The sequence below is a fragment of the Terriglobia bacterium genome (assembly GCA_020072785.1).
GTDB lineage: Bacteria > Acidobacteriota > Terriglobia > Acidiferrales > UBA7541 > Acidiferrum.
This window is the reverse complement of sequence record JAIQGG010000002.1, coordinates 698,192-710,624: the sequence shown is the minus strand read 5'-3', so window position 1 is coordinate 710,624 and position 12,433 is coordinate 698,192. Positions and strand designations below refer to the sequence as shown.

Genomic DNA, 12,433 nt, shown 5'->3' with positions numbered 1-12,433 from the left:
CATGACCACTTCTGATTCCCGGCCCGCGCCCTCCCCTGTTGGGGAAGCCGCGCGGCGCATGCTCTCCGCCAAGGCCGAACAGTTCACCGAATCGGTGATCCGCGAGATGACCCGGCTGGCGATGAAACACCACGCCGTCAACCTCTCGCAGGGCTTTCCCGATTTCGCGGCCCCCGGGGAGCTGAAAGAAGCGGCGCGCCAGGCCATCGCCGACGACTTCAACCAGTACGCCATCACCTGGGGCGCCAAGCCCCTGCGCGACGCCGTGGTCGACAAATTCGCGCGCACCCAGGGTGTCGCCTACGACCCGGAGCGCGAGATCACCGTGTGCTGCGGCTCGACCGAAGCCATGATGGCGGTCATGCTGGCCATCATCAATCCCGGCGACGAGGTGGTGGTCTTCGAGCCCTTCTACGAAAACTACGGGCCCGACGCGATCCTCAGCGGGGCCACGCCGAAGTTCGTGAAGCTGCGCACGCCCGACTGGTCCTTCGACGAGAAGGAGCTGGCCGCAGCCTTCGGCCCGCGCACCAAGGCCATCATCCTCAACACACCCAACAATCCCACCGGAAAAGTCTTCACCCGCGGCGAGCTGGAGTTCATCCGCGACCTCTGCCTGCGCTGGAACGCCTTCTGCATCACCGACGAAATCTACGAGCACATCCTCTACGACGGCGCCCAGCACGTCTCCATGGCCAGCCTCGACGGCATGCGCGAACACACCATCGTCATCAATGGCATGTCCAAGACCTACAGCGTCACCGGCTGGCGCGTGGGTTGGGCTCTGGCTCCGCCGGAAGCCACCTCGGCGATCCGCAAGGTCCACGACTTCCTCACCGTGGGCGCGGCTGCTCCCCTGCAGCAGGCCGGCGCCACGGCCCTGCGCCTGCCCCAGAGCTACTACGACAAGCTCGCCGCCAGCTACGCGGAGAAGCGCGAACGCCTGCTGAAGATTCTGGAGCAGGCGGGCTTCACGGTCTTCAAGCCCCGCGGCGCGTACTACATCATGACCGACATTTCGCGCTTCCGCTTCCCCGGCGCCGGCGGCTCTGCGGCCGCAACGAACGACGTGGCCTTCGCGAAGTACCTGATCGAAACCATCGGCGTCGCCGTCGTCCCCGGCTCCAGCTTCTACCGCAACGCGCAGGACGGCGCACAGCAGGTGCGCTTCACCTTCTGCAAGAAGGAAAGCACCCTGGCCGCCGCCGCCGAGCGCCTCGCCAAGCTGCACGTCTGAGGAAACAGCGCCATGCGCTATACAGTGATTCTGCAGCGGGAGAGCGACGGCGGCTATGTGGTCACAGTGCCGGCGCTTCCCGGATGCGTTTCTCAGGGCGACACGCGTGAAGAGGCCCTCAAGAACATTGAGGAAGCGATGGAGCTGTACATCGAAGACATGAAAGCGCTGGGCGAGCCGCTCCCACTCGGGGATGAAAGAGAGTACGTCGAGCTGAAGACCGCAACTCGATGAGCAAGCTTCCTACCGCCCCTGCACGACCTACTTTTTCAGTAAATCCAGCACCGCCGCGGTCATGGCTTTGACCGCCGTGCGAATCGTGGGCTCGGGTGTCGGCCAGAAGAGGCTCGAGTGCAGCGACGGAACGGGCGTCCCGCTCTGCTTCATGGCCGCGAGGCGCGCCGCGTCAATGGCCCCGACGCCGAACATGAACGTGGGAATCTTGCGGTCCTCCAGCCCCAGCGCGCCGAAGTCCTCGCTGCCCATCACCGGCGGGGTTTCCACCACATTCTCCGCACCCAGCTCCTTTTTCATGGCCGCGGCCACGCGCGCGGCCAGCGCCGGATCGTTGTACATGGCCGGGGTATATTCCGTTTCGCTGGCCTTCACGATCGGCGCGCGATCTTCCGGGACGCCCCCCGCGAGGGCCACGCCCCGCGCGATGCGCTCCAGCGAAGCCAGGATGTGCTGGCGCACTTCTTCCTTGTAGGTGCGCACGGTGAGCTGCAGGCGCACCTCGTCCGGGATGATGTTGGACTTGGTGCCGCCATGGATGGAGCCGACGGTGACCACCGCGGGATCAAACGGCGAAAGCTCCCGGCTGACGATGGTCTGTATCGCCAGGATGTATTCGGCGGCCAGGACGATGGGGTCCTTGCTGGCTTCCGGGCGCGAGCCGTGCGCGCCGCGCCCCCGGATGGTCACGTCCACCGAACTGGAACTGGCCAGCGCATAGCCTGGCGTGAAGCCCACCTTGCCGGCTTCCAGGTCCGGGGTGTCGTGCAGCGCCACGGCGTAGTCCGGCTTGGGGAAGCGCGTGTACAGGCCGTCGGCGAGCATGGCCTTTGCGCCGTCAATCATTTCCTCGGCGGGCTGCCCGATCAGGACCAGCGTGCCCCGCCACTGGTCCTTGAGCTGCACCAGCATCTTTGCCGTGCCCATCAGCGCGCTGACATGGATGTCGTGGCCGCAGGCGTGCATCACGGGTGTGTCCACCCCGGCGTCGTTCTTGGTGTGCACGTGGCTGGCATACGCAACGCCGGTCTTTTCCTCCACCGGCAGCGCGTCCATATCCGCGCGCACCAGCACCGTGGGCCCCGCCCCGTTCTTCAGCACCGCCACGACCCCGTAGCCCTTCCACTCGCCATTTGGGTACTTGCCGACGTGCTCGGTCACTTCGTAGCCCAGCCCGCGCAGTTGCTGCGCCAGCAGCGCCGAAGTTTTCTCCTCGTGGTGCGAGAGCTCCGGCGCGGCATGGATCGCTTTGTAGGTGGAGACCAGCGCGGGAAGTTCCTGCTCCACGAGTTTGTCGAGGGCCGGCTGCTGCGCGGCGGCGCCCAGGGATAACAGCGTGCAGAACACGGCGGCCAAAAACATTCTCATTGCGGTCTCCTCACCCTTGGGGATAGAACGGGGATTATACGACGAGAAGCGCTGGGAACCGCGGGCACTTTGCGGAATATGCCTCCCGGCCGGGCCAAATGAGTGCGCCATTCATCGCCGGATTGAAGCCGCTCGAACTCTTGTTGCTGGGCGACTGCATGCTCGGGCGCCTGCTGGACGAGGTCCTGCAAAACGCCCCGCCGCACTACCCCTGGGGCGACACCCTCCCGCTCCTGGAGAGCGCCGACTGGCGCCTCTGCAACCTCGAATGCGTCCTTTCGGACCGCGGAAGCCCCTGGTCCGTTTTTCCCAAGACCTTCCACTTCCGCTCCGCCGCAAAAAACATTGCCGTGCTGCAAGCCGCGCGCATCAACGCCGTCTCCCTCGCAAATAACCACGTTCTGGATTACGGCTACGACGCGCTCCTCGAAATGCTGGAGATCCTGGACCGCGCGGGCATCGTGCATAGCGGCGCGGGCGCGAATCTGGAGCAGGCCTCGCGGCTGGCCTCCGCCACCGTCTGCGGGAGGAAGCTGGGGCTGCTGGCGTTCACCGACAACGAGCCGGAATGGGAAGCGGGCGCGGATTGGCCGGGCACCTTCTACGTGCCCACAGACTTGGCCGACGCGCGCGCCAAAAAGCTTTTGCAGGCCGTTCGCGAACACCGCAAGGCCGTGGATCTGCTGATCGTCTCGGCGCACTGGGGCGGCAACTGGGGATACACGCCCCCCGAGGAGCATGTGCTTTTCGCGCATGCCCTCCTGGATGCCGGAGCCGATCTGCTTTTCGGCCACTCCAGCCATGTTTTCCGCGGCATCGAATTCTACCGGGGCCGCCCGATCCTCTACGGCGCCGGAAACTTCGTGGATGATTATGCGGTGGACCGCATCGAGCGCAACGACCAGTCCTTCATCTATGTCGCGGAGTTCGCCAACAACCAGCCGCGCGCTCTGCGCCTCTATCCCACGCTGATCCGCGGCTTTCGGGCCAACCGCGCCGAAGGGATTCACGCGCAGAACATCGCCGGGAAGATGACCAAACTCTGCGCCGATTTGCAGACCGCCGCGAAGTGGAATTCCGAGCGCCAGCGCCTGGAGATCCACGGCCCCGCCGCGAAACGTGCGGAATGACGCAACACACGCGGCGAACTCCTGTGCTAAAATCCGCGGCCAGAGCGGGCGGGAGCAAAAATGGCGATGCAACTGGCGTTGCTGGCGGCAGGGACACGGTTGGAAGCGAACGGGGAAGGCCCGGCGGCCGGCATATCGGGCAGCGCGACGCGCACCTTTCTCTGCCGCTTGCAGATCACCGAGCAGATCGAGCAGGAGTCCCTGGACATCGCCATCTGGGGCTCGCCGGACGGCGAAAACTGGGGCACCAAGCCCCTGCTCAAGATGCCCCAGGGCTTCTATCGCGGGGAAAGCAAGCTGGTCCTGGACCTCACCCTCCGCCCGGAGATCCGCTTTATCCGCGCGCGCTGGGAATTAAACCGCTGGGGGCGCGTAGCGCCGGCTCCGATGTTCGTGGCTGAGCTGCGCCTCGAGGAGATTCCGCCCATGTCCCGGGAGACCCCGACGCGCCGCATGACTCCACAGCAAGTCTAGTCTTTTCTTTTAGATAGATACTGGAAAACACTGCAGAATTTGATCCCTTCGCGGTCACACATAGAGTCATCCGCAAAAGGTCCAGTGAGGAAGGGGTAGACGGCTGATGGTCGGTTGCCCTGTGGTGGTTAGCCATCTACCCCGCGAGTGGTCTTAATTTTTAGACGTATCCCCCGCCAAAGATGTTTCACTTCCGCAAAAAATAGTTTCCCTTTCTCAATATTTGCGGAAAGAACAGTCGTTTTTAGGGCAGCGCTGCGCCCGGCCCCGCAGAATTCCACAACCGCCTAGGAACCGAGGTCCACGGTGTCCAGGTAGCGCGCGACGTCCACGTTCCAGTGCAACTGCGCCTGGATCGCGGCTTGCAAGGATTGCGCGGCGGCGGGCTCGCCGTGAGTCAGCCAGGTCTGCCGCGGAGCGCCCTGGATGCCCCCTACCCAGCGCAGCAGCTCGCTTTTTCCGGCGTGTGCGGAAAACTGCCCGAGCTCGAGGACCTCCGCGAGTACCGGCACTTCCTGACCATGGATATGCAGGAGCTTGGCGCCTTCCAGGAGCGCGCGCCCGCGCGTGCCCTCGGCTTGAAAGCCGGCGAGGATAACGGCGTTGCGGGCGTCGGGCAGGCGCCGCGCCAGGTGATGCAGGACGCGCCCGCCGCTGGCCATGCCGCTGGCGGAAATAATGATGCAGGGGGTGGTGACGTCGTTGATGCGCTTGGAATCCTCCACGCTGCGCGCCAGATGAAACTCGTGGACATCCAGGGGATCCCCGGAGCCCCCTTTTTCTTCCCGGGTGAATTCCAGGTCGTGATCTTCGTGATGGCGCAAGTACAGGTCGGTGGCGCTGAGGGCCATGGGGCTGTCCACATAGACCGGAATGCGCGGGATGCGCTTCGTATCCTCGAGCTGCCGCAGGTAATACATCAGCGTCTGCGTGCGCCCGATGGCGAAGGCCGGAAAGACGATCGAGCCGCCGCGCCGGACCACGCGGTTGACCACCGTGGCCAGCGCCTCGTCGGGAGCCCCGTCCGGGTGCTCCCGGTCGCCGTACGTGGATTCGCACAGCAGCACATCGGCGCGCGGCGGCGTGACCGGATCGTTGAGGATGGGCTGGTTGTAGCGCCCGACATCGCCGGAGAAGACCACCACGGTCTTCTTCCCGTTTTCGCTGATCGTCAGCTCCAGGCTGGAGGAGCCCAGAATGTGCCCGGCGTCGTAGGAAACCATCCGGAATTCCGGCGAGATGTCGAAGCCTCCCTTGCGCGGAATCGGCTTCAACTGCTGCAGCACCGGCTCCACGTCTTCCGTCGTGTACAGCGCCAGCGGCTCGGCATGCCGGCTGTATTTCTTGCGCCGCGCGTGCTCCGTGTCTTCTTCCTGCAGGTGCGCCGAATCCTTCAGCAGGATTTCCGTGAGCTCGATCGTGGCCGGGTTGGCGAAGATGGGGCCCCCGTAGCCGTCCTCCACCAGCTTGGGCAGCCATCCCGTGTGATCGAGATGCGCGTGCGTCAGCACGGCGTAGTCGATCGTTTTGGCATCGAGCGGCAGCGGCTTCCAGTTGCGGTCCTTCAGCTCGTTCGAGCCCTGGAACAGCCCGCAGTCCACCAGCAGCTTTTTCCCGGCGGCTTCCACCAGGTATTTCGATCCCGTGACGCAGCCTGCCGCGCCTAAAAAAGTGAGTTTGGCCATGGTCCGGCTATTTTACTCACAAGCGCGAATTTCCAAATGCAAATCTATCCCGGCACCGGGCAGGAAACCCGGACGGATGGCTCTTGCTGGCCGGCGGCGGAATGGCATACGCTGGAAATCGCCTGGTAGAATCGAGTGCCCATGAACGACACGAACCCCGGTCCCTCTCCTCCATCGCGCATCGCCAGTGAAATCGCGCACGGCCGTTTCCTCGCGGAAAACGATCCCGAACTGCAGTGGGGTTGGGGGACCCCCGCCGGAAAGGTGCGTGCCCGGCGGCGCGCGCAACGGATCGTCAGCGGCGCGCACATCGCTCCCGGCAGCCGCGTTCTGGAGATCGGTTGCGGCAGCGGTCTGTTTACCGGCATGTTCGCCGCTTCCGGCGCGGAGATTCTGGCGGTGGACCTTTCCCCGGAGCTGATCCGCCTGGCGCAAATGCGGGATATTCCCAACGCCCGTTTTATCTTGAAGAATTTCGAGGACTGCGCCCTGGATGGGCCCTTCGACGCGGTGATTGGCTCCTCGGTGCTGCATCACCTGGATCTCACCCGCACCTGGCAGAAGATTCTGCAGCTTCTCAAGCCCGGCGGCAGGATGAGCTTCGCCGAACCCAACATGGCCAACCCGCAAGTCTGGATGGAACGCCACTTCCGCAGTTTCTTTCCGCAGGTCTCCCCGGAGGAAACCGCCTTCTACCGCTGCAGCTTGCGCCACGCCCTGCAGCGCGCCGGCTTTTGCGATGTGCGGGTTACCCCCTTCGACTGGCTGCACCCGGCGACTCCCGAGCCCTTGATCCCCGCGGTATCCGCTATCGGCCGCCTCCTGGAAAGGGCCTGGCCCCTCCGGGAAATCTGCGGCTCTCTGCACATCGTCGCCAGGAAACCGCGGTAAGCCGCACCGGCTGGCGCCGAAACGCGGCGTTGCTGCCGGAAGTGGCTTCTTGTTTCTTGATCAGGGCTTTGCGCGTGGCTTCCAGCAAATGGGTCAGGTATTCGCGCGGGACGCTCTTGACGTAGGGATTGACCAACCAGGCAAAAATCCACGGCACGCTGCGGCTCAAGGCGATGAACTCAATCTGGATGTACACCCCGCCGTCTTTCTCCTGATACCGCGTGTAGGTATTCAGCCTCCACAGATAGCCGCGATCCCGGCCTACGGGCTTTTCGTGCTCGGAGGCCATGCCGGGGTCCGCCACTTCCGCAATGCGCGTCGAGTAGGAGCGGCTCCAGGCCCGCGTCGCGTCCAGCGGGAAGTAGCGGATGGCGAACTCGGCGTTGTACACCGCGGTGACGATGGCCTTGCGGTGGAAGCGAAAGTCCACCGTGAAGTCATTGCCCTCGTGGCTCACCAGCCGGGAGCGCTGCACCTCCGGCTTGTACATCTCCTGATGGTGGTCGTAGTCCTGTTGCAGCGCCAGAACCTGCGCCAGGCTCACACCGGGAACGAAGACCAAGGCGATCCAGTGGTGGACCAGGCCGTCGGGAACCGCAATGCGATTCCCTCCCTCAAGTGTTTCCAGGTGTTCGGTAATGACGCGCCCCTGCAAAAGCTGCGCGAGCGGCGTCTGGCGGTGCGCCGCGGGCAGCCGGTCCACCCACAGGAACCCCTCCGGGTCCGCGAGTTCCGTCGCCATGCGCGCTTCGGAGATCTCCACGTAGTGTTGGAAAGCCTCGATGGTTTTTTGCTTGAGCTCGGCGCCCCGCGCCGGAACTGCCAGGGTGCAGAAGCACAGGAAGAACAGAGCGCAAGCCGCCCAGGAAAAGAACCGGCGGATGATCGGGGCCCCGGGTTGGTCCTTGAGTGCGGCAGGGCAAGTCACAAACTGATAATATCACTGCCTTCTTGCCTGGCGAAGCAAGGCAGCGCAGCGGGCGGGCGCCATGCGCGGAAGTGCAGCGCCCGAAGCGGTGTTGCTGCAAGGTCAGGAACGGCTTAGGAGTGGTCGATGAGCCGGTGGTGGATGGCGTAGAGGGCCAGCTCGAGCCGGTCGGAGACTCCGAGCTTGTCGAAAATGTTGTGCAGGTGGTTCTTCACCGTCTGCTCGCTGATGAACAGCTTTTCCCCGATCTCCTTGTTGCGGAATCCTTGCGCCACCAGCTGCACGATCTCTTTTTCCCGGTCGCTGAGCAGCGGCTTTTCCCGCCGCGGCCCGGATTCCGACGACTTGGAGAACGCCTTCATGACCTCCGCGGTCATGCGGTTGTCCAGCCAGATCTCTCCGGCGTGTACCCGGTAGATGCTCTTGACCAGCAGATCTGTAGCCGACTGCTTCAGCACCACGCCGCGCGCACCCAGCCGCATCGCGCGCACCACGTCGCGATCATCCTCGGCCGCGGTCAGCACGATCACCCGCGTCGGCAGCGTGTCGAAATTCACTTCCTCCAGCACCGCCAGACCGTCCTTGTCCGGCATGCGCAGGTCCAGCAGCAGAATATCCGGTTTCAGCTTGGTGATCAGCTTGATGCATTCCGCGCCGTTCTGCGCCTCGCCCACAATGGCCAGGTCGTCGTCGGCATCCAGCAGTTTGCGCAGACCGTCGCGGAATATCGCGTGGTCGTCTGCCAGCAAAACGCGAATCTGTTGTTTGTTCTTGGCCATGTCAACCGAGTGGAATCTCTAGACTCAAACGCGCTCCGTGGCCCGGACTGGACTCCACCGTTAACACACCACCAACGGTACGCGTGCGCTCCTTGATGGAAATCGGCCCCAGCCGCAGGCGGTCCAGCTCATCCCCGGAGAAGCGCCCGGCGAAGCTGAAGCCTTCGCCATTATCGTCCACGACCAGGACGATGCGGCTGTCATCCTGCGTAAGTTTTACCACGACATGGGAAGCCTTCGCATGCTTTTTTATGTTGTTGAGTGCTTCTCGGTAAATCTGGAAAAGCTCCCGGCAGACCCGGTCGGGCGCTTGGATGGACGTGGAATCCACCAGCAGGTCCAGCGCCAGCCCCGATTCATTGCGAAAACGCTCGGCAAACCCCCGCATCAGGTCCACCAAATCCGCGCTCTGCACCCGCGACGGGCGCAGGTCGGTCACCAGCCGGCGCAGCTCCGCGGACTCGTTGCGCACCGTCTGCTGCAGCGTGGCCAGGCTCGTGGCCGCCTGTTCGGGGGCCACCGGCAGTTTGCGCCGCAGCACGTCGATCTGGATCTCGATGCTCAGCAGCGTCTGCAGGATCCCGTCATGCAGGTCCCGCGAGATGCGGCTGCGCTCCCCCTCGATGGCCCGCGCGCGCATGTGCCGCAGCAGGAAGAGATTTTCCAGCGGCGCGGCGAAATGCCCGGCGATGCGCTCGAACCAGCGCAGATCCTCGCCGGTGAAGGTCCGCCGCCCATTGAGCAGGAACAGCCGCCCGGCGGGCTCCCCGTACTGCTCGAAGGCCACGCTCATCATCGAGCGCAGCTGCAATTCCTGTTGCGCGGGGCCCGGGATGCGCGGCAACGGATCGAGCGGGCGGGCGTCGCGGCGGTTCCAGCCGAAGCCGTCTCCGCGCCCTTCCAGGCTGTTCCAGCAGACCGCCGCATCCAGATCGTCCAGCAAAAAGCCGTCGGCCCGCGACAGCGGCATGCTCTCCGGAAAGATGCGCTCGGTCGTCCCGGGCTTCAGCCGCCACAGAAAAATGCGCTCGAGATCCTGATCGCGATAGGCCAGCACCGCCTCCTCGCAGTGGAAGGCGCGGGCCAGTTCGTCCAGGAGCAGCCGCAGCGATTCCGCCAGGCCCTGCTCCACGCGCAACGCCGAAGAGATGCGCGCGAAAAAATCGTTTTCCGCCGCGTAGCGCCGGTTGCTCTCGCCCAGAAAGGCCAGCCCCGTGCCCGCGCCAAACGTCGCCCCCACCAGCCCCACCCAGGAAATCACGCGCACCCACTGCAGCTCGCCATGCACCGCCGTGCGCAGCACCAGCGCCAGCGAGAACCCGCCCAGCAGCCACACCGCCGCGCGCATTCCCCACCGCCCGCCCACCGCAAAGCCCACGAACAGATACGGGAACCACACCGCGGTCTGCGAGGGACTCAGCCAGGCAAAGACCAGCAGCGCGGCGAGATCCGCCGCCAGCGGCACATACAGATTGCGCCGCTCCAGCAGCCGCGCCAGCAGCACTACCGCCACTCCGAACAGCAGATAGCCGGCAAGAAAGCCGATGGCCCGCGTGCGCGTATGATCCAGCGGCCGCTCCAGCAGCGCCAGCAGCGCCAGCAGCGCGATGATCGGCCGCGCGTACGTCAGTTGCCGCTCAAAGTGGCGGCGATGCGATGTTGGGGGGCTCATGCGCGGGGACGCGTTTTCCCTCATGTCGAGTCTATCAAGATGCCACCCCCGCGCAATGCCACGTTTCCACCCTGCTAACGTGCCTTTGCGCAAATCCACACGGGCTGGCTGCCGTCGCGGCGAGGGAATTCATCCCGGCTGGATCGAGACTCCGCCATGTGGCTTGCAAATCCGCCTCTCCACCAGACCGCCCCCACGCCTCCCGCGTGCCTGCCATTTTCACCCGCCCAGCCTCGTGTTACCATGGAGCACAGCGGTGGGCGTAGCTCAGCTGGTAGAGCGCCGGTCTGTGGCACCGGATGTCGCGGGTTCAAATCCCGTCGCCCACCCCAACCACCCAAGTTCGCATTTGCTCCGGAAATGACGGCAGTCTATTACTTTGGTAATAGTAGTTCTCCCTCCAAAAAATCCCGCGTTCGCGCGCTCTTCTTCTTGACGCCGCAACCCCGCCACCAACATAATTGTCAGGAAATATCTCCCGAACTCAGCCTCCGGGATTTCCAAAATTTGCATTCTGTCCCGTAAGAGGTCCTGCCATGCACAACATTCGCCAGGCAAAAGAAGGAACTGCCACTGCTCTCTTTTATTCCACGCTGTTCGCCGCGATTTTCTCGGCGGCCATGCTGATGACCAGTTGCGGCGGCGCCAGCGTCACCACCGCCCCGCAGGGATTCGGCACCGTGAGCGTGAGTATCAGCGACCCGCCGACCTGCTCCGCTCCCAGCGGAGATTTCCAGAGCGTCTATGTGACCATCCGCTCCCTGCAGGCCCACACCAGCGCTACCGCCGGCAACTCTTCCGCGGGCTGGCAGGAATTGGCCCCGCAACTCGTCTCCCAGCCCGTGCAGGTCGACCTGCTGCACCTCCCGGCCAGCGGCCAGTGCTTGCTCTCGCAACTGGGCTCTACTTCCCTGCCCGCGGGCGATTACCAGCAATTGCGCCTGTTGCTCCTCGCCAACCAGCTTCCCAGCGGGCCGCCGCCTCTCGCCAATGCCTGCGCGGCGCTCGGCCAGGTCTTCAACTGCGTTGTGGACCGCAACGGCGTGCCGCACACGCTGGATCTCAGCAGCCAGGACATCACCGGGCTGAAGATTCCTCCCGGCCAGGTTATGGGCGGCCCCATTCATGTCGCCGCGGGGCAGTCCGTGGACATCAACGTGGACTTCGATGCCTGCCGCTCGATCGTCGCCATGGGCCACATGGGCTATCGCCTGAAGCCCGTACTCACGGCCGGCCAGGTGAGCAAGAACCTCTCGGGCATCAGCGGACAGATCGTGGACCAGCAGACGCTGCAGCCCCTTGCCGGAGCCATGGTGGCGATCGAGGCTCCCGACAGCACCGCCACGGACCGCATCTTCATGCAGGCCCTGACCGATTCCACCGGCCACTTCAGCTTCTGCCCGTTGCCCGTGGGGGCCACCTTCGACGTGGTCGCTGACGCCGTGGACAGCAACGGCGTCGCCTACAACGCCACGGTCGTCTTGAATGTCCCCGGGGGAACCGCTGTCGGCGCAATCCCCCTGCTCGCCGAAACCGGCACCCCCAACGGGCCGGGCACCATTCAGGGCTCGGTCACCGCACTCAGCGGAACCTCCGGAGCAGAGCTGGACGCGGCAGCAAGCGCCTTCCAGACAGTCACCCTTTCCGGTGGCGCCATGCGTCCAGTCACCATTCCCCCGCTGCCGGGTTCGACTCCCAATTTCCCGGTGAATGCCACCAATCTCTGCCCCGCCGGCAGCCCCACGGGCGCCTACTGCGGCTCGTACATGCTGCTCGTGCCCGCCAGCAATCCCAGCGTCGGCACTTTTTCCGCCGGGCAGATCACCTACACCGCGCCAGCCCCGGGAGATGTCCTCTACCAGGCCGAAGTGCGCGCTTATCAGCCGTCCTCCGGCGGGACTCCCCTCTGCACGCCCTCCTTGCTGCTGACCAGCAAGGACTCCAGCAACCAGCCTCTGAAGGTCACTGCCGGAGCGGCGACAACCGCGAGCCGCCTCGACTTCACCGGCTGCTCCTGAATCACGCCAGTCTTCTG

Annotated in this window: 11 protein-coding genes and 1 tRNA gene; 7 read left to right on the top strand and 5 right to left on the bottom strand. The window is 64.6% G+C overall.

What is annotated here, in order from left to right; all coding sequences use genetic code 11:
* The first annotated feature begins 1 nt into the window (after position 1).
* Positions 2-1,237, top strand: a complete 1,236-nt coding sequence (locus LAN61_06290) for an aminotransferase class I/II-fold pyridoxal phosphate-dependent enzyme (protein ID MBZ5540116.1) — start codon at positions 2-4, stop codon at positions 1,235-1,237.
* A 12-nt stretch (positions 1,238-1,249) separates the two neighbouring features.
* On the top strand, positions 1,250-1,471 hold the full coding sequence (locus LAN61_06285) for a type II toxin-antitoxin system HicB family antitoxin (GenBank protein ID MBZ5540115.1): 222 nt from the start codon (positions 1,250-1,252) through the stop codon (positions 1,469-1,471).
* Positions 1,472-1,498: 27 nt separating this feature from the next.
* On the opposite strand, the gene LAN61_06280 is transcribed toward LAN61_06285, so the two are convergent.
* Positions 1,499-2,839, bottom strand: coding sequence for an amidohydrolase (locus tag LAN61_06280; GenBank protein MBZ5540114.1), 1,341 nt, complete (start codon positions 2,837-2,839; stop codon positions 1,499-1,501).
* A 98-nt stretch (positions 2,840-2,937) separates the two neighbouring features.
* On the opposite strand from LAN61_06280, the gene LAN61_06275 reads away from it, so the two are divergent.
* Together LAN61_06275 and LAN61_06270 are read left to right on the top strand one after the other, a co-directional pair.
* Positions 2,938-3,969: a CapA family protein gene (locus LAN61_06275; GenBank protein ID MBZ5540113.1), complete on the top strand. Its 1,032-nt coding sequence runs from the start codon at positions 2,938-2,940 to the stop codon at positions 3,967-3,969.
* A 60-nt stretch (positions 3,970-4,029) separates the two neighbouring features.
* Positions 4,030-4,443 carry a hypothetical protein gene (locus tag LAN61_06270; protein MBZ5540112.1) on the top strand — a complete coding sequence of 138 codons (414 nt, stop codon included), beginning with the start codon at positions 4,030-4,032 and terminating at the stop codon, positions 4,441-4,443.
* A 287-nt stretch (positions 4,444-4,730) separates the two neighbouring features.
* On the opposite strand, the gene LAN61_06265 is transcribed toward LAN61_06270, so the two are convergent.
* Positions 4,731-6,128, bottom strand: a complete 1,398-nt coding sequence (locus LAN61_06265; GenBank protein ID MBZ5540111.1) for an MBL fold metallo-hydrolase — start codon at positions 6,126-6,128, stop codon at positions 4,731-4,733.
* 141 nt (positions 6,129-6,269) lie between these two features.
* On the opposite strand from LAN61_06265, the gene LAN61_06260 reads away from it, so the two are divergent.
* On the top strand, positions 6,270-7,019 hold the full coding sequence (locus LAN61_06260) for a methyltransferase domain-containing protein (protein MBZ5540110.1): 750 nt from the start codon (positions 6,270-6,272) through the stop codon (positions 7,017-7,019).
* On the opposite strand, the gene LAN61_06255 is transcribed toward LAN61_06260, so the two are convergent.
* From LAN61_06255 to LAN61_06245, 3 genes are all read right to left on the bottom strand, one after another.
* The gene (locus tag LAN61_06255) at positions 6,937-7,761 is read right to left on the bottom strand and encodes a hypothetical protein (protein MBZ5540109.1); all 825 of its coding nucleotides are present in this window, start codon (positions 7,759-7,761) and stop codon (positions 6,937-6,939) included. The genes LAN61_06260 and LAN61_06255 overlap by 83 nt on opposite strands.
* A gap of 299 nt (positions 7,762-8,060) precedes the next feature.
* Positions 8,061-8,726, bottom strand: coding sequence for a response regulator transcription factor (locus LAN61_06250; GenBank protein MBZ5540108.1), 666 nt, complete (start codon positions 8,724-8,726; stop codon positions 8,061-8,063).
* Position 8,727: 1 nt separating this feature from the next.
* Positions 8,728-10,398 (bottom strand): sensor histidine kinase, encoded by a 1,671-nt coding sequence (locus tag LAN61_06245; protein MBZ5540107.1) that lies wholly within the window; start codon positions 10,396-10,398, stop codon positions 8,728-8,730.
* 256 nt (positions 10,399-10,654) lie between these two features.
* Between LAN61_06245 and LAN61_06240 the strand changes: the two genes are divergently transcribed.
* Positions 10,655-10,730 (top strand) — tRNA-His (locus LAN61_06240).
* Positions 10,731-10,934: 204 nt separating this feature from the next.
* A complete protein-coding gene (locus LAN61_06235; GenBank protein MBZ5540106.1) occupies positions 10,935-12,416 on the top strand; it encodes a DUF4382 domain-containing protein in 1,482 nt (493 codons plus the stop codon).
* Positions 12,417-12,433 lie beyond the last annotated feature (17 nt).